The sequence below is a fragment of the Pantoea eucrina genome, from assembly GCF_001691555.1.
GTDB classification, from domain to species: domain Bacteria; phylum Pseudomonadota; class Gammaproteobacteria; order Enterobacterales; family Enterobacteriaceae; genus Pantoea; species Pantoea borealis.
The window spans coordinates 13292-36172 of sequence record NZ_MAYN01000001.1; the positions used below are offsets into that span (position 1 = coordinate 13292).

Sequence of the window (22881 nt, forward strand, 5' to 3'; positions counted from 1 at the left end):
CCTTATTCCGTTCCGGACAACTCATTTCAGGAGATCCTATGGTTACCCTTGGCAAAGCCGACACCATTCTGACTAATGGCCGCTTTCATACCGTTGATCGCGGCAATCCGATCGCCGATGCGGTTGCGATTCGTGACGGCAAATTTCTGGCGGTTGGTACGCAGGAAGAAATAATGCAGCACCATTGTGCAGGGACTAACGTGGTCGATCTGAAAGGACACACAGTAATTCCGGGTCTGAACGACTCGCACCTGCACCTGATCCGCGGTGGCCTTAACTACAACCTGGAACTGCGCTGGGAAGGCGTACCGTCTGTATTCGATGCGCTGCGCATGCTAAAAGAGCAGGCGCTGCGTACTCCCTCACCGCAGTGGGTACGCGTGGTAGGTGGCTGGACTGAATTCCAGTTTGCCGAGCGCCGCATGCCGACGCTGGATGAGATCAACGAAGCCGCGCCGGATACGCCTGTGTTTGTCCTGCACCTTTACGATCGCGCTCTGCTTAATCGCGCCGCGCTGAAAGTGGTTGGTTACACCAAAGACACGCCAAATCCGCCGGGCGGCGAAATCCAGCGTGACAGCAACGGTAATCCGACCGGCATGCTGATTGCGCGCCCGAATGCCATGATCCTCTATTCCACGCTGGCCAAAGGGCCGAAGCTGCCGCTTGAGCAGCAGGTGAACTCCACCCGCCAGTTCATGCGTGAGTTGAATCGTCTCGGCCTGACCAGCGCCATTGATGCCGGCGGTGGTTTCCAGAATTATTCGGAAGATTACGAGGTGATTGCCGAGCTGCATCAGAAAAAGCAGATGACCATTCGCATCGCCTACAACCTCTTTACCCAGCGTCCTGGTCATGAACTTGAAGATTTTGAGAAGTGGACGGACATGCTGACGCCTGGTCAGGGCAGCGACTATTTCCGTCACAATGGCGCGGGCGAGATGCTGGTATTCTCGGCAGCCGACTTCGAAGATTTTCTTGAGCCGCGTCCTGACCTCGCGCCAGGCATGGAAGATGAGCTGGAGCGCGTGGTCCGTCATCTGGTTGAGCACCGCTGGCCATTCCGCCTGCACGCCACCTACGATGAATCCATCAGCCGCATGCTCGACGTGTTTGAAAAGGTCAACCGCGACATTCCGTTTAACGGCCTGCACTGGTTCTTCGACCACGCTGAAACCGTGACGCAGCGTAATATTGATCGCATCAAAGAGCTGGGCGGCGGCATCGCGGTGCAGCACCGTATGGCGTTCCAGGGCGAATACTTTGCCGGGCGTTACGGCATTGAAGCTACCCGTCACACACCGCCGGTGGCACGCATGCTGGAAACCGGTGTGCCAGTGGGCCTTGGCACTGACGCCACGCGCGTCGCCAGTTACAACCCCTGGACCGCACTCTACTGGCTGGTGTCCGGTCGCACGGTGGGCGGTATGCAGATGTATGACGTTAACGCCCGTTTGGATCGCGATACCGCACTGATGCTGTGGACGCAGGGCAGCGCCTGGTTCTCCAGTGAGCAGGGTAAGAAAGGCCAGATTAAAGCGGGTCAGCTGGCCGATCTGGCGGTGCTAAGCAACGATTACTTCAGCGTGCCAGAAGAGGAGATCAAGGGTATCGAATCGGTGCTGACCCTCGTGGATGGCAACATCGTCTATGCCGCCGGCGCCTTTAGCAGTGAAGCTCCGCCATCTATTCCGGTGCTGCCGGAGTGGTCGCCCGTGGTCAGGGTACCGGGACACTACCGCAGCGCGCCGCCAACTGCGCATACCCGCGTGGGTATGCAGCAAATGCCGCACCAGTGCAGCGGTCCCTGCGGTGTCCACAGCCACTCGCATGATATTGCGCGCGGCGCAAACATGCCTGTATCCGAAGAGAACGCCTTCTGGGGCGCGCTCGGATGCAGCTGCTTTGCGTTCTGAGCATCATGAATCGTCTATTTTCGCAGCCGCCCCGCATTGATGCCGGGCTGTTCTTTCTGCGGCTGGCAGGCTGCCTGCTGCTGCTGCATGTGCACGGTCTGCCGAAGGTGTTTCATTTCAGTGAAGAACTGACGCGCATAGAGGATCCGTTTGGCCTCGGTCCCTCTATGAGCCTGCTGCCAGCTATTTTTGCCGAAGTGATTTGCCCGATTTTCATTCTGACTGGCGTGTTTGCCCGGCTTGCCTGCCTGCCCATCATCGGCGTGCTTCTGGTGGCGATGGTGTTTGTGCATCCGGACTGGAGCATCGCGGAAGGCCAGTTTGGCTGGCTGCTGCTGATCATCTTCGCCACACTGGCCATCACCGGACCGGGCAAGTGGCGCCCGGGTGCTGATATGCAAAAAGGAGTACGTCATGACGCAGGTTAACGATATTCACGCGGTCACGCCGGAATCAGAGCCGGTTGCGGTTGCGGCGGCTTCGCCGTGGCAGCCGCTGCGCCAGCCGGTGTTCCGCATGCTGTGGATTGCTACCGTGGTGTCCAACGTGGGTTCATGGATGAACGATGTGGGCGTCAACTGGACGATGCTGACGCTCAGCGCCGATCCGCTGAGCGTGGCGCTGGTGCAGGCGGCGGCCAGCCTGCCCATGTTCCTGTTTGCCCTGCCGTCCGGCGTACTGGCGGACATTATTGACCGGCGTAAATATCTGCTGTTTTCGCAGCTCTGGGTATTCATCGCCGCAGCCGGCCTGACCGTGCTCTCCTTTACCGGACACGTGACGCCGCTGGTGCTGCTGATTGCCGCCTTTCTGATGAGCGCCGGCGCGGCGATGAGTTCACCGCCGTTTCAGGCCATTGTGCCGGACCTGGTTGAAAAACATGAGCTCAGCCCGGCCATCGCGCTTAACTCGCTGGGGATCAATATCAGTCGCGCCATCGGCCCGGCGCTGGGTGGATTGATTCTGTCGTTTGCCGGCCCGTGGATGGTGTTCATGCTCAACGCTCTGTCGGTGCTGGGCGTGGCGTGGGTGCTGTACCGCTGGAAAGAAGCGCCCGGCGTGCAGCGCCTGCCGCCGGAACACTTTTTCTCTGCCGTTAAGGCGGGCATACGCTACGTGCACGCGGCGCCGGTACTGCGCAACGTGCTGATGCGTACCGTGGCGTTTTTTCTGTTTGGTAGCGCTGGCTGGGCACTGCTGCCGCTGGTCGCGCGCCGCGAGCTGGGCTTAGGCCCTGGCGGGTACGGCATCCTGCTGGCCTTCATTGGCGTCGGCGCGATTTGCGGTGCCGTCCTGCTGCCGCGCCTGCGTAAGCACCTTAATCCGGACCGGCTCATGGTGCTGGCCAGCCTGATGTTTGCTGCCACCATGCTGGCGCTGGCGTTCGTGCGTCACTTCTGGCTGCTGAACGCATGTGAGTTTTTTACCGGTTTTGCGTGGATTGCGGTGCTCTCAACGCTCAACGTCGGCGCGCAACGCAGCGCCGCAAAATGGGTGAAGGCGCGTGCGCTGGCGGTTTATCTCACGGTGTTTTTTGGTTCGATGACCGTGGGCAGCACTATCTGGGGCCAGCTGGCATCCCATTTTGGTATACCGCTTTCACTCTGCGTTGCCACGCTGGGCATGGTACTGGGCTGTCTCACCGTACTGCGCTGGCGGCTGGATCAGGACCCCAATCTCAACCTGGACGTCAGCAATATCAGTGAGACTGTGCCGGCGCTGGATATTCATCACGATCGTGGCCCGGTGCGCGTCAGTTACGAGTATCTGATCCGCACAGAGGATGCGCGTGACTTTACTCTCTGCATACAGGATATGCGCCGCGTTCGTCGCCGTGGCGGGGCTGATAACTGGGCAGTATATGAAGACATTTTACAGCCTGGCATCTTTGTTGAAACTTTTGTGGTCGGTTCGTGGATGGAACATCTGCGCCAGCTGGAGCGCTACACCATGAACGACCAGAAAATTCAGACGAGGGTCTATGCCTTCCATCAGGGTGAAAAGATGCCGCAGGCCCGCTATCTGGTTGCGCCGGTATAAAAAGCGCGTTTCTCAATGGTGTTTACTTAAAGGTAAGGATAAATAATGAGTACAATCAAGACTGCAGATGGTACCCGGATTTATTACAAGGACTGGGGCAAAGGAAAACCGGTGCTGTTCAGCCACGGCTGGCCACTGGATGGCGACATGTGGGACAGTCAGCTGAATTTTCTGGCTGAGAAGGGTTATCGCGTCATCGCGTTTGACCGCCGTGGCTTTGGCCGTTCTGAGCAGCCGTGGACCGGCTACGATTACAATACATTCGCCTCCGACATCAACGATCTGATCACCTGCCTGGACCTGCAGGACGTGACGCTGGTTGGTTTCTCAATGGGGGGCGGTGATGTAACACGTTATATCAACAACTACGGCACCGCACGTGTTGACGGCCTGGTACTGCTGGGCGCCGTCACGCCTATCTTTGGTAAAGCAGATGATTTCCCGCAGGGTGTTGATCACTCCGTGTTTGCCGGCATCCAGGCCGGTCTGCGTAAGGACCGCGCGCAGTTTATCAGTGATTTCGCTGCCCCTTTCTACGGTATCAATGCCGGACAGACGGTGTCTGAAGGCGTGCTGACGCAGACGTTAAATATCGCGCTGCTGGCTTCTCTGAAAGGGACGCTGGACTGCGTAACGGCATTTGCCACGACGGACTTCCGTCCGGATATGGCTAAAGTTGACGTGCCGGCACTGGTTATTCATGGCAGTAACGATCAGATTGTTCCGTTTGAATCAACCGGCAAACTGGCAGCAGAAATGATTGAGGGCGCACAGTTGAAAGTGTATGACAATGCGCCGCATGGTTTTGCGGTTACGCATTCCGATCAGCTTAATGCGGACCTGCTGGCATTCCTGAAGTCGCTTTAAAAATAGCTAACTTAAGCATACACATCCGGTCAGCGGAGACCGCATAAAAAACAGCCCGACATCACTGCCGGGCTGTTTCATCTAATACAAAGGGCGGAGGGCTTAATCGGCTTCCCAGCCGTTTTTTTACTTAACGCGTCGGATGATTAACCTCTACCGGGCGCAAATCAAACAGCAGCACTTCAGCATTATGCCCATCGGAAAACGTAAGCTCAGTCTCATTGCGTACACGCGCACCGTCACCTTCACTGAAAGAGACGCCGTTGACGGTAATACTGCCCCGCGCAACGTGAATATAGGCATAACGATTTTCCGGTAATGTAACGGTTTGCTCCTCACCCTCATTAAACAACCCGGCATAGATGCGAATATCCTGCTTAATTTTCAGGGAAGAATCAGCTCCGTTCGGAGAGATGATGAGCCTGAACTGCCCACGCTTATCCTCTTCCGCAAAGCTAACCTGCTGATACTTCGGGGCCGTGTTTTTTTCGGCAGGAATAACCCAGATCTGCAGGAAATGCACGCCCGCCTGTGGTGAGTGGTTAAATTCACTGTGGGTGACGCCGGATCCTGCACTCATCAGCTGGACATCCCCGGGAACGATGACGGAGCCCGTGCCCATAGAGTCCTTATGCGCCAGTGCACCGTCCAGCACATAGGAGATGATTTCCATGTTGCTATGTGGGTGAGCGCCAAAGCCACGCCCACCAGCAACCTGGTCATCATTAATAACCAGCAGATCGGAAAAACCGGTTTGTTTCGGATCCCAGTAATTTGCAAATGAAAAGGTGTGACGTGAATGTAACCAGCCGTGGTCACCCAGACCGCGGGAATCTGACAGACGTTGTTCGATCATGATGGTCTTCTCCAGAAGTGTTCAGTAAAACGCGTATTCGCTTCGATGGAGTAAAATTAACGTAAACATAAAAAGCCGTAAATGCTGCAAAAAAATAAATAGATTATCATTTTAGTGGACAATCCCGGTTCATCTTTCCTTGTCAGAAAGAGGGCGCGCGCACAAAAAATAAGCGCTTTTTTTTAAGCTTAGCTCAGGGTAAGTATGGGATTTTAACCACGTGAATAGCTGTTTGCTGTCATCACATACAGATTGAGAGGTCCGGGATAAAGGAGAACAGGCCAGTCTGAGGTATCTCTACAAAAAAACGCCCCCTTCAAACCCTTTTGTCGCAGTTTTTTCATTTCAGCCAGAAGAGTAAATTGCCAGGTCAATCATGGTTCTTTCTTACTGTGTATATCCAGTGGAGCAATAGCCTGTTGCAGATGTTCCAGAAACGCCTTTACTTTCATCTGCAGGTATTTTCTGCCGGAACAGAGCGCATATAGCACCAAATCTTCGGGCTGGCGGTTACAGTTAATTTCAATGAGGGAGCCGTTATTCTGAATCTTATCGAATAACAGGTGATTGCTCTGGGTAATCTTATAGCGGTCACACTTTGATTATTTAGCATCAGCCCTTCATATAAATGATGGTTTTACCTCATTGAACCGATAACGGTTACGCTGATGCTCTCCTTATAGTGCTCTCACATTGACCTGTAAGGAGGGATATCCTGATGAATTCACGTATTCAGTTAGGTGTCAGCCCGTTAAGCTGGACCAATGATGTTTTGCCCGATCTGGGCGACACTATTTCCCTTGAAATCTGCCTCAAACAGGCCGCGTCTGCTGGCTATCAGGGTATTGAACTGGGCAGGAAATTCCCCCGGACGCACGCTGCATTGGCCCCGTTACTGCATGAGGCCGGTCTTCAGCTCGCTTCAGGCTGGCACAGCGGTTTTCTTGCCGATCGCAGCGTTGCTGAGGAAATCGCGGCCGTACATTCACATGCAGAGCTACTGAAAGCGTCGGGTGCCAACGTCATGGTTTATGGCGAATGCGGCAGAATGCCAGGCGCTCATCCGCTGGACAAACCCCTGTCTTTTTCTCCGGCCTTACGCTGTCTGAATGTTGATGATTATGCCCGCAAGGTCAGCGAGTTTGCCGACATTCTGCTTAGCCGGTACGGCCTGAAACTGGCTTATCATCATCACCTGATGATGCTGGTTGAACAGCATCATGAACTGGATGAATTTCTGACAAAAACCTCCGAGAGCGTCGGTCTGGTTCTGGATTCGGGGCACGCTATCGCCGCTGGGGTCGATCTGAAACAGATAACAACGCGGTTTGGCCACCGCGTAGTGCATATACATCTGAAGGATATCCGTGCGGATATTCTTCATCGGGTGCAGAAGGAAGATCTCAGCTTCAATGATGCGGTACGTGCCGGACTCTTCACTGTGCCGGGTGAAGGCTGCATTGATTATTCTTCGCTAATTGATTTTGTTACGCATTCAGACTATCGGGGCTGGCTGATTGTCGAAGCCGAACAGGATCCGCAAAAAGAAGAGCCGTTTGCTGCCGTCTCCCGGGCATTTCGCTGGACACAAAACACCTTTCTACTGTCCCTGCCAGCAGAGGAAATCGCACAATGAAAGAAAAACTCAATATTGGTTTAATCGGATCGGGTTTCATGGGGCAGGCGCATGCTGATGCTTACCGCCGTGCGGCAATGATCTATCCCGATCTGCCAAAACGTCCTCATCTGTATGCACTGGCCGATCAAAATCAGGCGCTGGCTGACGCAAATGCCACGCGCTTCGGTGCAGAAAAAGCATATGGAGACTGGCGGGATTTGATCAACGATCCACAGGTAGATGTAGTGGATATTACCTCGCCTAATTATCTGCACTATGAGATGGCGCTGGCCGCGATCGCGGCCGGCAAGCACGTGTATTGTGAAAAGCCGCTGGCCGTCAGCACCGAAGAGGCGCTGCAGATGACGCTGGCAGCAGAAAAGGCGGGCGTCAAAACGATGGTAGCATTTAACAACATTAAAACCCCGGCAGCCCTGCTCGCAAAACAGCTTATTGAGAATGGCGATATCGGTATACCGATCCGCTTTCGTGGCACCTTTGATCAGGGCTTTTATAACGATCCGCAACTCCCCTGGTCCTGGCGCTGCTCTAAAAAGCTGGGTGGCAGCGGCTCACTGGGCGATCTGGGCGCCCACACCCTTTCGGTCGCGCAGTTTTTGATGGGGGATATCAGCGAGGTGACAGCCAGCGCACAAACTTATTTACGTCAGCGCCCGGTTCCCCGGACGGATGCCGGTTATGCCAGCCGCATTGATGAGCAGGCAGAATGGCGCGAGGTTGAGAATGATGACCAGGTTCAGTGCCTGGTGAGCTTTGAAAGCGGTGCCAGCGGCGTTGTTGAGTCTTCACGCCTGTCCGCCGGCCGCATTTTTGGTGTGTTCTGGGAAGTTTCCGGAACCGAGGGCACTATTTATATGGATGGTGAACGTTTCAATGAGCTGCAGGTGTATCGCTTCAGTGATGACAAAAACGATCGCGGCTTCAAAACCTTGTATGCAGGCAGTCAGATCCCGGCTTATTCAGGCTTCTTCGGCTTTGATTTTGGTGGCGGCGGGCTCGGTTATTTTGATGTGAAAGTCATTGAAGTCCACGACCTGGTACTGGGAATTTGCAGTAAAGACGATTGCTATCCGAACTTTGCCTTTGGCCTGCAAAATCAGCAGATCCTGACCGCTATCGAGCAGTCCATTGCATCCCGTCAGTGGGTTGCTGTGGCAGATAATCGCTAAATCAGCGCTGAAAAGGAGTCACTATGTTCCCCTCTTTTTTACCCGTTCCGCGAATACCTTCTGAAACGTCTGTACCCGTACTGCGCTGGGGCATTATTGGCCCCGGCTGGATTGCTGAACATTTTGCCCGCGCACTGAAAGAACATACCGGGCAGCATCTGGTTGCAGTATCAGGAAGAAACAGAGTAAAAGCCCAGGCATTTGCTGAACGCTGGGCAATACCATCAGTTTTCAGCAATCCCGATGAAATGCTGGCAGTGGACGATCTGGATGCGATCTACATCGCCACACCGCATAACCATCACTTTCCGGATGGCATGAAAGTGCTCAGTGCAGGCAAACATGTACTGATTGAGAAGCCTCTGGCTCTGAATGCCAGAGAGGGAGCGACCCTGCAGGCACTGGCCCGGGAAAAAAGCCTGCTGTGCATGGAAGGAATGTGGTGTGACTTTACGCCAAAATATGATGTTCTGCGTCAGCTATTAACAGATGGCGTATTAGGCGACGTTCATACTCTGACCGCCGATCATGGTGAGTTTTTTACGCAGGATCACCGCATTTTTAACGCCGATCTGGCCGGCGGACCAATGCTGGATCTGGGTAGTTATCTGGTTTCGCTGAGCGTAATGGTGGCAGGCGCGCCGGTTCGCGTTCAATCCAGTGGACAGCCGGCACAAGGCAATGTTAACGGACAGGCTTCGATGCTGTTTGAACATGCCAGCGGCATGCATTCCGTTCTGAACACAACCTTGTTCAGCAATACTCCAGGCGGTGCAGTGATTGCCGGGCGCGATGCTACCCTGGTTCTGGCGGGACAATTTTACGCGCCCGGTGGTTTTGTACTCACCTCAAGCCAGGGCAATCATTCACTGTTCTGGGAAGAACCTGCCAACCGCTACACGCAGCTGTATCATGAGATCCAGCATTTTTCCTGGTGTGTGGGGCAGGGATTAAACGACTCCCCGGTTCGGCCTTTATCCACATCACTCATGACCCTTACAGCGATGGATAAGGTGAGAGGACAGCTGGGGATCGTTTTCAATGAAGAACGCGGAAGCGTGTGACAACAGGGGTTGAGGATCAGCAGCACCCGCAGCTTATCCTCACAGGAGTGGTCCTGATTTTTTCCGGAGTATCCTGCCATCGGGCATAGCATTCTGCTTGCCCGGAATTTTGCCGCAGCGCCTGCGACCGCCTGAGCTTACAGGATTAAGCCGGTAAATCAGCAATGTCTTCCTTATTCAGATACTGATGGCAACAGCCAGCTTACCTCAACAGGCTTACTTATCGTCCGCGCAGCGAGAAAAGCCGATGGTAAAATGGTGACGACAGGGTTTTTCTGCTACATCAAATATAACCTTCCGGCCACGACTTTCTCTCAGCCTTTGCCCCAGTGCATATTCTGGATAACAACTCTGTATCGATCTCTATCTTCAAAGGTAACGCCATTGCGATCCCAGTAAGGATTAAATGATTTAACTCTGATGAAGCCAGCCTCATCCATATTTATACAGGTGGTTTGCCAGCTATCTTGCCCGGGAATGTACAGAATCAGGAGATCTTCATGTGAGGGTGAAGGCAGCACCGGATGATCATGGCACTGGGTAAACTCAAGGTGCCAGGATAACCCCTTCAGTCCTAACATGTACCCGCTGAATCCATCGTGGTTTGTGAAATCACCGATTTTTTCTAACCCAAGACCGTTACAGTACATTTCACAGCTTTTGCTGAGTGCGGTGACAGGTCTGGCTATCCTCATATGCTGCAATACCATAAATACCTTCTTTTATGTTGGCTTACCCTGGCATTCTGGCAACGAATTCTGTGAAAGCCATCGGGTGTATGCTGCTATAGTCAAAAAAGGATCAAGAAATGACTGAATCAAACAAACCTTACTGGAACCGAATGGTTCCCGAGCTGACCGTAACAGATCTGTCCGCGTCCCTGAAATTTTATATCGAAGTGGTTGGCTTTAGCATCATCATCAGACGCATGGAGCCAGATTTTGCCTATATCACTCTTGGCGAGGCGCAGCTAATGCTTGAGCAATATCATCCGGACGGATGGAATACGGCAGAACTCGTCAGACCGCTGGGACGCGGTGTAAATTTCCAGATAGAAGTGGATGACGTTGACCAGATATTCGCTCGTGTAAATACCCACAGCGTAACGTTATATCGGGGTCTCACCGATAACCACTACAGTACTGGCGAAACAACCGCCTGTCAGAGAGAATTTCTTGTGCAGGATCCGGATGGATACCTTCTGCGGTTCAGCCAGTATATTGAGTAGCACTCCTGCCGTTTTTCACGAACCTCTGCCGGCGTTCAGCGTTAACATGATAATACGCCCGCACCTGCAGACGTGCTCAGCCCTGATGATTTTGTCGTGCATACATGCCTGTGCACTGAGATCATGATTCCCGGGTGTATGCAGACCAGTTCCATACAATGATTTACAACAAAATCATGCGAAACGACACGGGACAGCAGGCGTGCCAGACGCAAGTTTTGATGCGGGTTTATAACCCGCATACGCGGTAAACGAGTTTTGCAACCACTCTTACAAACGGAAATGTGTCTCGTTACGCTTTATTTATCTGCTTTCTCCAGCCAGGCTTTTTTGCTGCCTAACGTTTCTAAACCGACCAGGAGAAAGCCATGTTCCATCATTCATCCAAAATGCAGTTCCCTGTACGCGTAGAAAAGCCAAATCCGGAATTTGCCATGCTGCTTCAGCAGGCGATAGGGGGCGTGGAGGGAGAGATACGTGTAGCAATGCAATATTTTTTCCAGGCCATGGGTGCCCGGGGCGATGCACGCATCAGGGATCTTCTGATTTCCACTGCAACAGAAGAGCTGAGCCATATTGAAATGCTGGGATATGCTGTTGCTCTGAACCTCGAAGGCGCGCCGCTTTCGTATCAGGAAGAAACAGCAAAAGATCCGGTAATGAACGCTATTCTGGGCGGTATGAATCCCCGCCATGTTCTCTCTTCCGGTCTGGCCGCGATGCCGGTAAATGCCAACGGGATGCCTTTTGATATGAGTCACATCTACGCTTCCGGTAATGTGGCTGCCGACATGCTGGCGAATGTCACCGCTGAAGCAACCGGGCGTGTACTTGCAACCCGGCTGTACAATCTTACCGAAGATAAAGGCATGAAAGATTTCCTTGCGTTCCTGATTGCGCGCGACACGATGCATCAGCAACAGTGGCTGGCCGTGATTGAAGAAATGGGGGGACTGAACGCTTCACTTCCCATTCCAAACAGCTTCCCGCGAGGCAATGAAGCAGAAGAGCACGCTTATTATTGTCTGAATACCTCTCTGGACAAGCCTCTTCCCAAAGGTCGCTGGAGTGAAGGCCCGGCTTATGATGGGTACGGTCAGTTCACGGCTAAAGAGCAGCCGGATATTCTGGGAGATGAGCCAGTGCTGGGTAAAGCGCGTCCGGGCTCAGGTGCACAGCAGGAACAAATTGACGGGACGGTTCCGCCTGCAACCGGAGCTGTGTAGAGCTATTTTCATTCCTCATGACTTTATGCTGTAAAAAGGGTTTCAGGGCTGCATAGCAGCCCTGCTTTGTTATAGCCATCTTCAGGTTACCGCTATTTTAGTGCTGAGGTATGGTTTGCCGCGAGAAAGATAACTGTTTTACAGCCCATTATTTATCAGAGAGTCGTAAACAATTTCCTGCTTTATTTAAGAGCGCAGCCGCGTGTACTCGTCTTTATATCAGCTTCAGGCACACAGTCGGGTATATTCAGTTCAGTGTCTTCTAATCTTTCAGATAAGAACATGGCGAAATGTCGATCGGATTCACTGCGTTCGCAATCACATATGACATCATCCTCACCCGCACCTTCATCAATTTTAGAAAGAATCGTTTCAGCTTTCTTTGAGAGGTCGTGAATTTTTACGGCTCGGCCGGAACGGCCTCATCCTTTCTGGCAGTGGCAGTAGGCTAATTCCTGACTGACTTATCGCTAACGGATCACAGGATGGTGCTGTCAATCCTGCAAAGTGATGCCAAAAAGATTGGGGGGCCAGAGGTAAATACACTGGCTGAGGCGCACATGCCCCTCTGCATTACTAACAGAACTGATTTATCATCGACAGCAGCATCGGTTTTAAATTACTCAACTCCTCCAGATGCGCCAGCGAGAGTGACTCCAGCAGCTGCTCTGCCTCCGGCGTCAGGCGCAAAAACATTTTACGTTGATCGGCCTGATCCGGCTCGCGCAGCACCAGTCCTGCTTCTTCGAGGCGACTTAGCAGGCCGGACGCACTGTGCGGCTTCAACATCAGACGATCTGCCACATATCCCACGGTGGCGTTGCCCGGCGAGCTACCCCGAATTGTCAGCAGAGCCTGATGTTGTTGCGGCGTCAATCCTGCGTTACGTGCCTGAGTTTCGCTGAATGCCATGAACGAACGCAGAGTAGCGCGAAAATCAGCCAGCAGCGCGTAATCGGCATCTTTCATTTTAGAGTGTGACATGCTGAAACCCTTTCTGTATTGAATTTATATCGTATTGCGATGTAAATTGCGCGTTTTTGAAAATGTAATGAGGAGTAATAAGATGCGGGATACGTTGTCTGGTTCCCCACATCGGCGCACGCTTTCTGACTACAGCGTCACCAGGCGCGTGATTATACTCGCGCTAATGGCCATTCTGATAGGAACCGGCGGCGCGTTTGGTGCCATTGTGCTGCTGCACCTGATCGCCCTGATGAGCAATCTGTTCTGGTATCACCAGTTTTCGTTCAGCGAGAACGTCATGCCGGGCAGCGCCGGAACGCTTCATATTCTTGCGGCGCCAGTACTGGGCAGCCTGATTATCGGGATTATGGCGCGTTTTGGCTCAGAAAAAATCCGTGGTCACGGCATTCCGGAAGCCATTGAAGCCATTCTGTACAGTGAAAGCCGGATGTCGCCCAGGGTAGCCGTGCTCAAGCCGCTCTCTTCGGCCATATCGATTGGCAGCGGCGGTCCGTTTGGTGCGGAAGGGCCTATCATTATGACCGGCGGCGCAATCGGTTCTTTATTCGCTCAGTTATTTCACCTCAGTGCAGCTGAGCGTAAAACGTTGCTGGTAGCAGGGGCAGCGGCGGGCATGACCGCCATCTTTAACGCGCCCGCTGCGGCAGTATTGCTGGCGCTGGAGGTGTTGCTGTTTGAGTGGAAGCCGCGCAGTTTTATACCGGTGGTTACTGCAGTACTGGTCTCCTGGTGCTGGCGCGATGCGCTGACTGGCACCGGCGCCATTTTTCCTTTTGCGTGGTCATCGCCACTGCAACCCCTGCAACTTATCGTGGCGGCGGGCACTGGCATACTCACGGGAACAATCGCGGTGGCGCTGTCGAAGAGCCTGTACCGTCTTGAAGAGTGGTTTCATCGGCTGCCCGTTCACTGGATGTGGTGGCCCGCGCTGGGCGCAGTGGCTGTTGGTGCCGGCGGCATAATTCAGCCACGGGTATTAGGTGCAGGATACGGCAGTATTCAAAATCTGCTGGATGGTTCCCTGGCGCTCAACATTATGGTTTCACTGCTGCTGGTAAAGAGTATTGTCTGGCTGATATCTCTGGCTTCGGGCACCTCTGGCGGCGTGGTAGCGCCGCTGCTGATCATGGGTGGTGCGACGGGTGCCCTGGTGGCTCATCTGCTGCCTGGCTACGGCGGAATGCTGGCAATGGCAGGCATGGCCGGGATCCTGAGCGGCGCAATGCGTGCACCGCTGACGGGCACGCTGTTTGCGGCTGAAGTCACAGGGCATTTTGATCTGCTGCCGGTAGCATTAGCGGCCGCCGTGGCTTCTTATGCGGTGAGCGTTTTGATGATGCCACGCTCTATCTTCACCGAACGTCTGGCGCGCCGGGGACACCATATTGTGCAGGAGTATGGTACCGACCTGCTGGAAACAACCAGAGCGCGACAAATTATGACCGACACGCCCGTCACTTTACCTGCTTCAATGCCGCTGAGTCAGGCCATCGCGATGATGAGCGATCTGCATGCCCATCATCATTATCCGGTGGTTGATGCGCAGGGCAGGTTTATCGCCGTGGTATCGCGCAAAGAGATGCTGCACTGGCAGCAGCAAGACAGCGACACCACGCTGCAGATGCTAATGGGCGAAAAGCCGCAAATCAGCGCTCATTCTGACACCTTATGCAGTCAGATTGCCGACCATTTTTTCAATGAGGAAACGGGAATGGTCGTGGTCACAGTCGCGGAGACCGGACAGGTAACAGGCGTGATCACCCGCCATGATATTTTCCGTGTACGTTATCTGGCAAAGAAGACAGAAAATCACAAAATGAAATACCTGCGGTTACGCAAATCAGACCAATGAGTGTGACGGGCTGAATAAGCAGCCGCGTTGTTTTACAAAGCCGCAAGGATGGCCGCCTCCATCTTCGCCGGTGGGGTGATGGGGGCAAAACGTCTGAGTGGCTGGCCGTCACGGCCGATAAGAAATTTGGTAAAATTCCATTTGATTCGTCCGCCCGGCATGCCGGGCAATTCCGTTTTCAGATACTGAAACAGCGGATGGGCTGCGGCTCCGTTAACATCAATTTTTTCAAACATCGGGAAGCTTACCCCGTAATTGATATGGCAGGTCTGCGCGATGTCATCGGCACTGCCGGGCTCCTGCTTACCAAACTGGTTACAGGGAAACCCCAGTATCATCAGCCCCTGCGCCGCATATTGTCGCCAGAGTGCTTCAAGACCGGCATACTGGCGCGTAAATCCGCAGTGGCTGGCGGTATTCACTACCAGAACCAGCTTGCCCGCGTAGTCAGCCATTGAAACCGGCTGCCCCTGCAGGCGGGTGGCCGAAAATTGATAAAAAACGGTCATGCTGGTTCCCTCAGATCTGAACACATTCTGCGATGATATCATCAACATCCTGCGTGGATCATAGCTGGTTGATGATAATCAGACGTTACACTCTGAAAACAGGCATACTTCAGGCGCAGTGTTGCATGAGGTGAGTGAATGGACAGAATCACAGCGCTTATTGTATTTGCTGAGACGGCAAAGCGCGGGAGCATTACGGCAGCAGCAAAGCATCTGAGCCTGTCACGGGCCATGGCATCACGCTACATTACGCTCATGGAGGAGTGGACAGGTTCGCGCCTGATGCACCGGACAACGCGTAAACTCAGCCTGACCGTCGCCGGCGAGCAGGCGCTGCTGCTGTGTCAGGAAATCAGGACGCTGGCAGACGCACTGACAGCGATGGGCCCGGGTATCAGTGCCGTTCCGGGAGGCAAACTGAAAGTTACCGCTGACGCCCTGTTAGCCGAGTGTTGCCTGACGGGCATGCTGATCGATTTTCTGCAGATTTACCCGGAAATACAGGTTGATTTACAGATTGTGGGCAGGACACTCGATCTGGCAGAGGAGGGTATCGATCTCGCTATCCGTATCGCCGGCACGCTTGCCCCAACGCTTTACGCCCGACACCTTGGATATTGCTCTTCGGTACTGTGCGCCAGTAAAACCTATCTGGATAAGCATGGCACGCCCGGCAGCCTGCGCGAGTTGCAGGATCATAACTGTCTGACCTACACCTATTTTGGTCATGCATGGCGGTTTCATCATGAAAATGAGGTGATCGATTTGCCCGTAACAGGCAGTATCAGCACCAATGAAGCAGCGATATTGCTGAAAGCGGTAAAAATGGGAGGCGGAGTGGCTGTGCTCCCGCTGTTTGCGGTGCAGGAAGAGATTGCAGCGGGCAGGCTACTCAGACTGCTGCCGGAATATGAACCCGATCGGCTGACAGTCAGTGCCGTTTATCTGACGCAGAAAAAGATGCCGCAGGCGCAGCGCGTACTGATTGACTATCTGGTAAAGCACCTCAGGCTGCCCTGAGGTGCGTTTGTTTTTTGAGCGGCTATTAATAACCCACGGTAAAACGCTGATTAACGTGCGCCGGTGTTTCAATCTCATCAGCCATCGCAACAGCATAATCTTCAAACGAAATGCTGCTGCCCTGCTCATTGGTCAGCAGCGTATCTTTACCCAGACGAAATCTGCCGGTGCGTTCGCCAGCCGTGAATAGCGCTGAAGGTGAAAGAAAAGTCCAGGTAAGATCATGCTGTGTGCGGAGCTTCTCCAGAAAGCGTACGCCTGCCTCTGCTTCCGTTTTGTAGATCTCCGGAAAGGTCGGGGTATCGATCAGTTTCACGCCCGGTGCAACTTCCAGGCTGCCTGCGCCGCCAACCACGTAATAACGTTTTACACCTGACGCTTTTACCGCGTTAATCAGTTTATCGGGATCGCTGGCGGAGAAGTGCACCGAGCTGATCGCGACATCGTGTCCGGCAAGGACACCAGCCAGGGTATCCGGATCATCGATATCACCAGTGGCCGGGATAACGCCTTTTGCCGGGGCGATCTTGTCTGCGTTGCGCGCGATAGCCGTTACGGTGTGGCCGCGTGCGATCAGTTCATTAAGGATGCGTGAACCCGCCTGTCCGGATGCGCCAATCAATGCAATGTTCATTTTGCTGCTCCTGAGTTGTATCGGGCCTCTGAGGCCGTGTGCTGACACCACACACTCTATCCGTGCGCAGCACAGGGATAAACAGCCTCCCGGGCGACAAACTGTTGCATAAACTGAACGAATCATATGCAGACCAGGGTATCTGCTGGTCTGCAGGTTGCTGTTCTTTTTTATTAAAAAAAGCGGCAAAACAGCGGCTTTGCACGCTGGATGCCTGTAAGGTCTTCTGACCGACACAGTCAAAACGTAATGAAAAGAGGCGGGGTAATGATGATTAAGCTCACCGGACGTCTGGTATGCAAAAATGCGGAAGAGATAGCGCAGGTTCGCCAGTACCTGCCTGAACATCAGGAACTGACGCGACAGGAAACCGGGTGCGTCGCTTTTGAGGTCACAGAAACGGCCGACCCGCACATCTGGAATGTTGAAGAGCGGTTTACAAGTCAGGCTGCATTTGATGCTCATCAGATCAGAACCCGTGCGTCACGCTGGGGCAGGGAGACGCAGGCAATTACACGGGAGTATGAAATTTCTGAAATTACGTAATTTTATGGCTTTGTCACACAGTGTTGATGCTAATGCCGCATAATCTGGTCAGCGGTTGCCAGCCGGGTTCATCTCTGTCGGCTATGCTTATCTCACCGGTTTAAAAAGGGAGTCATGACATGAAATGTCCGGCATGTGGATCTGAAGCTTTTGTTTACGACACGCGAGACGTACCGCTTAATACGGGTAATCCGGATGATATCGTACCTGATGTAAAAGGCAGCCATTGTATAGCCTGTGCACAGGTGATTATGGATAAGGCCGAGGCTGATTCTTATCTGGAAAAAGTCAATGCGCTGGAAGCTGCATCCGCTCATACCGACTGATTTGGAGAGCCCGCATTCTGCGGGCGCTTTTGCGCTATATCCACACCAGCTTAAATTCCTCAATATCACCAAGCGCAGCGCGAAAGGCCGCTTTCAGGCTTTCAGGCTGTGCCGGATGAGTCCAGAACGATGTTACGTGATACCGATCATTCTGGTCTCTTATGCGCTCTACCTGCACCGTTGCGATAACCTTATGCCGCATAAACCCTTCAACATTTGACGTTCTGGCTTCCATTAGCGCAATGCGTCGTGTTCTTACATCATAAATAACATGGCAGGGCGTGCCGGCTGCGTTAAACGAGGCAACCCGTTTAAAACAGCGCGCTATCGTATCGGGACTGTAGGAGAAGGGGATCAGGGTCATAAGTCGCTCCTTATTACCCGCGCCTGACGGGCTAATTCAGCATAAGCTATCTGCCTATAAGCCTACCAGCGTGATCCGTTTCTTTGTCGCAAGTGCCTTATAAAGTGCCGTTGCCAGACAACACGGCTCAACAAAGCCGACGCCTGATAGCGCGTCGTCCGGCTCAGCCCAAAACGACTTGATGCGAAGCACGGTGTTAATTCCGCCCACGCGCTCAAGCTCCAGCGCTGCCAGGGTACGGTAGCGCGTCTCGTGTTCTGCCTGCACGCTGTCCATCTTAATCACGCTGGCACCAGGGGCCATACTGTTATAAATAACGTGGCAGCGTATGCCGTTCAGGTTAACGGTATCAATGACTTCATGATGAACCGGCAAGGCTTCTGTAGTACAGGGTACGGGCACAATAAACATAACAGCTCCCTCTGACGTGGAATTTTATTATGCAGCCAGCATAGGCTATCTCTTCGATGCGTAAAGGTACTGTTTTTGAAGGTAAAACAAGAGCGGGGGCGTGATGATTACAGCTGTTATCGCTACCTCTGGTTTTGACTGGTACTAATGGACAATAAAGCCTGGTGACTTTACCCTGGATAAGCGCGGATTTGACTTAAAAAGAACCCGCACGAGGCGGGTTAACTATTCCAGTATTTACCATCTTCATACGCGCATGCATCCTGTGTACAGTGCGCGCTGAACAGATTACTGCTTAAGTCTTAAGCTAACTTTAAGATTATTCTTTGTCCGAAACGATCCATTACGAGAATGCAAATGCCGGGGTGACGGGCGAAACCGGCGTGATTTCGGGCGCGGCGGCAAGAACAAACTTCGCCGCCAGCTGGCTGAGCATCTCCGCCTGATCCTGCAGCGACTGCGAGGCGGCAGAAGCCTGCTCTACCAGCGCCGCGTTCTGCTGTGTCACGTCATCCATCTGATTGACAGCCTGCTGAACCTGCATGATGCCCTGACTCTGCTCAACGGCGGCGGCGGCAATCTCGCTCATCAGGGTACTGACCTGATGAATGGTCTCGTTCATTACCTGCATATTCAGGCTGACGTGGCTGGCCTGTGTGGCGCCGGCCTCAGTCAGACGATGCGCGTCATCAATCAGCACTTTAATTTCCCGTGCCGCAGAGGTTGAGCGCTGCGACAGGTTACGTACTTCGCCTGCCACAACAGCAAAGCCTTTGCCATGTTCGCCGGCGCGTGCGGCTTCGACAGCTGCGTTCAGCGCCAGAATATTTGTCTGAAAAGCAATTCCTTCAATCAGCGAGACGATATCGGTGACTTTACGCGAGCTGCTGCGGATATCATCCATGGTGGTCAGCATGGTGCTGAGTGACTGGCTGCTTTGCTCTGACAGCGTACTGGCATGTTCTGCCAGGCTGCTGGCCTGACGGGTATTGTCAGCCGTCTGACGTACGGTTTCCCCCAGCTCGGTCATGCTGGCTGCGGTCTGCTCCAGCGAGGCTGCCTGCTCTTCTGAACGCGCCGAGAGATCCTGATTACCGGCACTGATTTCTGCCGCGGCTCCGCTGACTGAACGTGAGGCGTACTGCACGGCTGCCAGCGAGGTTGCCACGTTACCTATCAGGGTGTTGAACGCCTGGGCCATATTCCCCACTTCATCGCGGCGCGTGGCGTCAGCGCTCAGCGTCAGGTCGAGCGTGTCACTGGCGCGCAGCATAATCCGGCCCGCGTTGCTCAGGCTGCGACGAATGCGCAGGACTGTCAGGGTAGCGAAAATACCAAAGACAATGACCGTTGCAATCACGCCGGCGAGGGTGGCCCACAGGACATTATGGAACGTTGTGCGGTTGGCGGCGCGCAGCGCGTTGCTGATACTGATGTTCAGTTCCAGCTGCTGCTGATAGCCGCTGATAAGCTGCCGGATAGCGGCACCAATCCCCTGTTCGCCCTCAATCAACGCCAGGCTGACCGTATTCTGATGCTGACGTGACGCGCTGAGAAAGGCGGGCAGACTCTCGTTTACACGCTGCAGGCTGGCATAAGCGACTTCGGTGAGGCGCTTATCCTCTTCGCCCGATATGTCATGCGCCAGATAATCATCGGTTTGCGTTTTCAGCAGCCCGAGCTGTTTATGAATGCTGCTTTCCACTGCCGGCTGTGCGCGCTCATCAGGCTGAGACTGATGTTTATACAGCAGCAGTGCCAGCTGGTTGCTCTGATCCACCAGCTCACTGAGATTTTTTATCGAAGGGATGGCATTGTCCTGCACGAATTCAAAGCGATCCTGAAAGCCGGAGAGCAGGGAGATAGCCAGAAGAGCCTGTAGAATAATCGCGCCGAATAGCATAGAAAACGTGAGCAGCAGGCGTTGCGAGATGGTCATATTATTATCCTTAATAGCGTTACACCCCGGCGCAAAGGCACACAAAAAGCAGGGTCGATGGAGGTTCATCGGCAGCAGGATAAAATAGTTAAGGATTTTTTCGTGACGGTGTGATCAGGGACCACAACGGGCAGGTAAAAGCGCGGAGCTGACGATCAGCTCCGCGGAAAGTGCATTACGGACGACGGAACAGTGCCAGACTACGGCCTTCCAGTTCGAAATCCTGCTCCTGAGTGATGACCAGCCCTTCGTTGGCGGTCTCAGAAGTGGTCAGCTCCAGTACCCAGCCGCCTTCACCAAACTGCGGAATGCGGAACGGTACGTTACCTTCAAACGGGTTAAACAGCATCAGCACGTCATGCCAGATACCGTCTTCCGGCTGCAAATCAGGACGGCCAATGTAGACGCCCAGCGTGGAGCCTTCCTCCCACTGCTCCGACTGCTGAAAACCACCGCCAGCGTTAAACCATTTGATGTCCATACCGTCGCGCCAGCTTTCACGGCGCAGCAGCGGCTGCTTAGCACGCAGGGCAATAACGCGTCTGGTAAATTCACGCAGCGCATCAGCCGACGGCGGCAGGTTTTCCCAGTGCAGCCAGGAGATATCGCTATCCTGGCAGTAGCCATTATTATTGCCCATCTGACTGCGGCCAAACTCATCGCCCGCCAGCAGCATCGGCGTACCGTGAGAGAACAGCAGCGTGGCGAGGAAGTTGCGTTTCTGACGCTCGCGCACCGCGATAATTCCCTCATCTTCGGTTACGCCTTCAGCACCGTAGTTATAAGAGCGGTTATCGTTATGACCGTCGTTATTATCCTCGCCGTTGTCGTCGTTGTGTTTCTCGTTGTAGGAAACCAGGTCATTCAGCGTAAACCCGTCATGGGCGGTGATGAAGTTGACGCTGGCCCACGGGCGACGACCGCGCTGATCGTAAAGATCGCCGGAGCCGAGCAGGCGTGCGGCGAAATCGGTAGAGACGTTGTCGCCTTTCCAGTATTCACGCACCGTATCGCGATATTTGTCGTTCCACTCTGCCCAGCCCGGCGGGAAGCCGCCAACCTGATAGCCACCGGGACCGATATCCCACGGCTCACCGATCAGCTTGAGTTTAGACAGCACCGGGTCCTGCGTCACCGCATCAAAGAAACCACCGCGCTGATCGAAGCCCTCCGGCTCGCGGCCCAGAATGGTGCCGAGATCGAAACGGAAACCGTCAATATGCATCGACTCTGCCCAGTAACGCAGCGAGTCAGTCACCAGCTGCAGTACCCGCGGATGCGAGGTATTTACCGTGTTTCCGGTACCGGTGTCATTAATATAGTAACGATGCTGGTCCGGCAGGGTGCGATAGTAAGAGAAGTTATCGATACCCTTAAAGGAGAGCGTCGGGCCAAGCTCGTTACCTTCAGCGGTATGGTTGTAGACCACATCAAGGATCACTTCGATGCCGGCATCATGGAAGCTGCGCACCATATCGCGAAAGCCCTGAATGCCGCGCGGACCAAAATAACGTGTAGCGGGTGCAAAAAACGCCAGCGAATTGTAGCCCCAGAAATTTTTCAGGCCTCTGTCCAGCAGATGCTGATCGTCCGGGAACCAGTGTACCGGCAGCAGTTCTACTGACGTGATACCCAGGCTTTTGATGTAATCCACCGTGGCTTTATTACCCATGCCATCGTAGGTGCCGCGCATGTTTTCCGGGATTAGCGGGTTGAGCTGTGTGAAGCCCTTAACGTGGGTTTCATAGATCAGCGTCTGAGACCAGGGAATGGAAGGCCGGTTCTGATCCTGCCAGTCAAACTCATTCGGGTTTACCACCCGGCATTTAGGCGTAAACGGACCGCTGTCGCGGCTGTCAAACGTCAGATCTTTATCTTCATGCAACAGTTCGTAAGCAAAATGCGCTTCGTTCCAGTCGATATCGCCCTGCAGTTCCCGCGCATACGGATCGATCAGCAGTTTATTCGGGTTAAAGCGATGACCGTTTTCCGGATCATAAGGTCCGTGCACGCGATAGCCATACAGCGCACCCGGCTGCAGGCCTGGCACATAGCCGTGCCATACTTCATGCGTATATTCCGGCAGATCAAAGCGGGCAATCTCATGCTGACCGCTCGGATCATACAGGCAGAGTTCAACCCGCTCAGCGTGTGCGGAGAACAGGGCGAAGTTAACGCCTTCCCCATCAAAGTTAGCGCCGAGCTGGTACCCTGTACCAGCCGTAATCTCAACAGGCTTACCGTTTGACATTTAATCCTCTCCATTCAGTGAACAGATATGCAGGCAT

The 22881-nt window shown here is 53.7% G+C and carries 22 protein-coding genes; 13 read left to right on the top strand and 9 right to left on the bottom strand.

Going from position 1 to position 22881, the window contains the following annotated elements; translation table 11 throughout:
• Positions 1-38: 38 nt before the first annotated feature.
• Genes BBA90_RS00065 through BBA90_RS00080 form a run of 4 tightly spaced genes read left to right on the top strand, consistent with a single transcriptional unit; the run spans position 39 to position 4823 of the window.
• Entirely contained in the window at positions 39-1916 is a 1878-nt protein-coding gene (locus BBA90_RS00065) for an amidohydrolase (RefSeq protein WP_065647303.1), read from the top strand.
• A 5-nt stretch (positions 1917-1921) separates the two neighbouring features.
• The gene (locus BBA90_RS00070; protein WP_065647639.1) at positions 1922-2344 is read left to right on the top strand and encodes a DoxX family protein; all 423 of its coding nucleotides are present in this window, start codon (positions 1922-1924) and stop codon (positions 2342-2344) included.
• Positions 2331-3956, top strand: coding sequence for an MFS transporter (locus BBA90_RS00075; protein ID WP_065647304.1), 1626 nt, complete (start codon positions 2331-2333; stop codon positions 3954-3956). The genes BBA90_RS00070 and BBA90_RS00075 overlap by 14 nt, the downstream gene beginning before the upstream one ends.
• Before the next feature lie 45 nt (positions 3957-4001).
• Positions 4002-4823, top strand: coding sequence for an alpha/beta fold hydrolase (locus BBA90_RS00080; protein WP_065647305.1), 822 nt, complete (start codon positions 4002-4004; stop codon positions 4821-4823).
• 130 nt (positions 4824-4953) lie between these two features.
• Here BBA90_RS00080 and BBA90_RS00085 read toward each other — a convergent pair whose 3' ends face one another.
• Entirely contained in the window at positions 4954-5679 is a 726-nt protein-coding gene (locus BBA90_RS00085) for a pirin family protein (RefSeq protein WP_065647306.1), read from the bottom strand.
• A 715-nt stretch (positions 5680-6394) separates the two neighbouring features.
• Between BBA90_RS00085 and iolE the strand changes: the two genes are divergently transcribed.
• Genes iolE through BBA90_RS00100 form a run of 3 tightly spaced genes read left to right on the top strand, consistent with a single transcriptional unit; the run spans position 6395 to position 9551 of the window.
• Positions 6395-7315 carry a myo-inosose-2 dehydratase gene (gene iolE / locus BBA90_RS00090; protein ID WP_430914163.1) on the top strand — a complete coding sequence of 307 codons (921 nt, stop codon included), beginning with the start codon at positions 6395-6397 and terminating at the stop codon, positions 7313-7315.
• Positions 7312-8487: a Gfo/Idh/MocA family protein gene (locus BBA90_RS00095; protein ID WP_065647308.1), complete on the top strand. Its 1176-nt coding sequence runs from the start codon at positions 7312-7314 to the stop codon at positions 8485-8487. The genes iolE and BBA90_RS00095 overlap by 4 nt, the downstream gene beginning before the upstream one ends.
• A 23-nt stretch (positions 8488-8510) precedes the next feature.
• Positions 8511-9551, top strand: coding sequence for a Gfo/Idh/MocA family protein (locus BBA90_RS00100; protein ID WP_065647309.1), 1041 nt, complete (start codon positions 8511-8513; stop codon positions 9549-9551).
• A 314-nt stretch (positions 9552-9865) separates the two neighbouring features.
• Here BBA90_RS00100 and BBA90_RS00105 read toward each other — a convergent pair whose 3' ends face one another.
• A complete protein-coding gene (locus tag BBA90_RS00105) occupies positions 9866-10261 on the bottom strand; it encodes a prolyl endopeptidase (protein WP_065647310.1) in 396 nt (131 codons plus the stop codon).
• A gap of 98 nt (positions 10262-10359) precedes the next feature.
• Here BBA90_RS00105 and BBA90_RS00110 point away from each other — a divergent pair, with 98 nt between their 5' ends.
• Complete coding sequence (locus BBA90_RS00110; RefSeq protein ID WP_065647311.1) at positions 10360-10779, top strand: bleomycin resistance protein; 420 nt, start codon at positions 10360-10362, stop codon at positions 10777-10779.
• 368 nt (positions 10780-11147) lie between these two features.
• A complete protein-coding gene (locus tag BBA90_RS00115) occupies positions 11148-12005 on the top strand; it encodes a manganese catalase family protein (RefSeq protein ID WP_065647312.1) in 858 nt (285 codons plus the stop codon).
• A gap of 576 nt (positions 12006-12581) precedes the next feature.
• Here the strand turns inward: BBA90_RS00115 and BBA90_RS00120 are convergent.
• Positions 12582-12989, bottom strand: coding sequence for a MarR family winged helix-turn-helix transcriptional regulator (locus BBA90_RS00120; protein ID WP_065647313.1), 408 nt, complete (start codon positions 12987-12989; stop codon positions 12582-12584).
• Positions 12990-13071: 82 nt separating this feature from the next.
• On the opposite strand from BBA90_RS00120, the gene BBA90_RS00125 reads away from it, so the two are divergent.
• Positions 13072-14844: a chloride channel protein gene (locus BBA90_RS00125; RefSeq protein ID WP_065647314.1), complete on the top strand. Its 1773-nt coding sequence runs from the start codon at positions 13072-13074 to the stop codon at positions 14842-14844.
• A 32-nt stretch (positions 14845-14876) separates the two neighbouring features.
• Here BBA90_RS00125 and BBA90_RS00130 read toward each other — a convergent pair whose 3' ends face one another.
• A complete protein-coding gene (locus BBA90_RS00130) occupies positions 14877-15353 on the bottom strand; it encodes a glutathione peroxidase (protein ID WP_065647640.1) in 477 nt (158 codons plus the stop codon).
• 138 nt (positions 15354-15491) lie between these two features.
• Between BBA90_RS00130 and BBA90_RS00135 the strand changes: the two genes are divergently transcribed.
• Positions 15492-16373 (top strand): LysR family transcriptional regulator, encoded by an 882-nt coding sequence (locus BBA90_RS00135; RefSeq protein WP_065647315.1) that lies wholly within the window; start codon positions 15492-15494, stop codon positions 16371-16373.
• A gap of 25 nt (positions 16374-16398) precedes the next feature.
• Here BBA90_RS00135 and BBA90_RS00140 read toward each other — a convergent pair whose 3' ends face one another.
• Complete coding sequence (locus tag BBA90_RS00140) at positions 16399-17007, bottom strand: NAD(P)-dependent oxidoreductase (RefSeq protein ID WP_065647316.1); 609 nt, start codon at positions 17005-17007, stop codon at positions 16399-16401.
• A gap of 267 nt (positions 17008-17274) precedes the next feature.
• Here BBA90_RS00140 and BBA90_RS00145 point away from each other — a divergent pair, with 267 nt between their 5' ends.
• The gene (locus BBA90_RS00145) at positions 17275-17553 is read left to right on the top strand and encodes a putative quinol monooxygenase (RefSeq protein WP_240484860.1); all 279 of its coding nucleotides are present in this window, start codon (positions 17275-17277) and stop codon (positions 17551-17553) included.
• A gap of 119 nt (positions 17554-17672) precedes the next feature.
• A complete protein-coding gene (locus BBA90_RS00150) occupies positions 17673-17879 on the top strand; it encodes a type II toxin-antitoxin system MqsA family antitoxin (protein WP_065647318.1) in 207 nt (68 codons plus the stop codon).
• 34 nt (positions 17880-17913) lie between these two features.
• Here BBA90_RS00150 and BBA90_RS00155 read toward each other — a convergent pair whose 3' ends face one another.
• The 4 genes from BBA90_RS00155 to glgX form a co-directional block, all read right to left on the bottom strand.
• Positions 17914-18243: a hypothetical protein gene (locus tag BBA90_RS00155; RefSeq protein ID WP_065647319.1), complete on the bottom strand. Its 330-nt coding sequence runs from the start codon at positions 18241-18243 to the stop codon at positions 17914-17916.
• A gap of 54 nt (positions 18244-18297) precedes the next feature.
• Positions 18298-18654 (bottom strand): hypothetical protein, encoded by a 357-nt coding sequence (locus tag BBA90_RS00160; RefSeq protein ID WP_065647320.1) that lies wholly within the window; start codon positions 18652-18654, stop codon positions 18298-18300.
• A gap of 343 nt (positions 18655-18997) precedes the next feature.
• Positions 18998-20593: a methyl-accepting chemotaxis protein gene (locus tag BBA90_RS00165; RefSeq protein WP_065647321.1), complete on the bottom strand. Its 1596-nt coding sequence runs from the start codon at positions 20591-20593 to the stop codon at positions 18998-19000.
• A 175-nt stretch (positions 20594-20768) separates the two neighbouring features.
• The gene (glgX, locus tag BBA90_RS00170) at positions 20769-22844 is read right to left on the bottom strand and encodes a glycogen debranching protein GlgX (protein WP_065647322.1); all 2076 of its coding nucleotides are present in this window, start codon (positions 22842-22844) and stop codon (positions 20769-20771) included.
• Positions 22845-22881: the final 37 nt, after the last annotated feature.

What these genes read in the sequence shown, in the direction of transcription:
- BBA90_RS00065 (WP_065647303.1), top strand. Translation starts at nt 39, where the DNA reads ATGGTTACCCTTGGCAAAGCCGACACCATTCTGACTAATGGCCGCTTT.
- BBA90_RS00135 (WP_065647315.1), top strand. Translation starts at nt 15,492, where the DNA reads ATGGACAGAATCACAGCGCTTATTGTATTTGCTGAGACGGCAAAGCGC.
- BBA90_RS00150 (WP_065647318.1), top strand. Translation starts at nt 17,673, where the DNA reads ATGAAATGTCCGGCATGTGGATCTGAAGCTTTTGTTTACGACACGCGA.
- BBA90_RS00075 (WP_065647304.1), top strand. Translation starts at nt 2,331, where the DNA reads ATGACGCAGGTTAACGATATTCACGCGGTCACGCCGGAATCAGAGCCG.
- BBA90_RS00095 (WP_065647308.1), top strand. Translation starts at nt 7,312, where the DNA reads ATGAAAGAAAAACTCAATATTGGTTTAATCGGATCGGGTTTCATGGGG.
- BBA90_RS00080 (WP_065647305.1), top strand. Translation starts at nt 4,002, where the DNA reads ATGAGTACAATCAAGACTGCAGATGGTACCCGGATTTATTACAAGGAC.
- BBA90_RS00100 (WP_065647309.1), top strand. Translation starts at nt 8,511, where the DNA reads ATGTTCCCCTCTTTTTTACCCGTTCCGCGAATACCTTCTGAAACGTCT.
- BBA90_RS00085 (WP_065647306.1), bottom strand. Translation starts at nt 5,679, where the DNA reads ATGATCGAACAACGTCTGTCAGATTCCCGCGGTCTGGGTGACCACGGC.
- BBA90_RS00140 (WP_065647316.1), bottom strand. Translation starts at nt 17,007, where the DNA reads ATGAACATTGCATTGATTGGCGCATCCGGACAGGCGGGTTCACGCATC.
- BBA90_RS00120 (WP_065647313.1), bottom strand. Translation starts at nt 12,989, where the DNA reads ATGTCACACTCTAAAATGAAAGATGCCGATTACGCGCTGCTGGCTGAT.
- BBA90_RS00105 (WP_065647310.1), bottom strand. Translation starts at nt 10,261, where the DNA reads ATGGTATTGCAGCATATGAGGATAGCCAGACCTGTCACCGCACTCAGC.
- BBA90_RS00145 (WP_240484860.1), top strand. Translation starts at nt 17,275, where the DNA reads ATGATGATTAAGCTCACCGGACGTCTGGTATGCAAAAATGCGGAAGAG.
- BBA90_RS00070 (WP_065647639.1), top strand. Translation starts at nt 1,922, where the DNA reads ATGAATCGTCTATTTTCGCAGCCGCCCCGCATTGATGCCGGGCTGTTC.
- BBA90_RS00110 (WP_065647311.1), top strand. Translation starts at nt 10,360, where the DNA reads ATGACTGAATCAAACAAACCTTACTGGAACCGAATGGTTCCCGAGCTG.
- BBA90_RS00115 (WP_065647312.1), top strand. Translation starts at nt 11,148, where the DNA reads ATGTTCCATCATTCATCCAAAATGCAGTTCCCTGTACGCGTAGAAAAG.
- BBA90_RS00165 (WP_065647321.1), bottom strand. Translation starts at nt 20,593, where the DNA reads ATGACCATCTCGCAACGCCTGCTGCTCACGTTTTCTATGCTATTCGGC.
- BBA90_RS00130 (WP_065647640.1), bottom strand. Translation starts at nt 15,353, where the DNA reads ATGACCGTTTTTTATCAATTTTCGGCCACCCGCCTGCAGGGGCAGCCG.
- glgX (WP_065647322.1), bottom strand. Translation starts at nt 22,844, where the DNA reads ATGTCAAACGGTAAGCCTGTTGAGATTACGGCTGGTACAGGGTACCAG.
- BBA90_RS00160 (WP_065647320.1), bottom strand. Translation starts at nt 18,654, where the DNA reads ATGTTTATTGTGCCCGTACCCTGTACTACAGAAGCCTTGCCGGTTCAT.
- BBA90_RS00155 (WP_065647319.1), bottom strand. Translation starts at nt 18,243, where the DNA reads ATGACCCTGATCCCCTTCTCCTACAGTCCCGATACGATAGCGCGCTGT.
- BBA90_RS00125 (WP_065647314.1), top strand. Translation starts at nt 13,072, where the DNA reads ATGCGGGATACGTTGTCTGGTTCCCCACATCGGCGCACGCTTTCTGAC.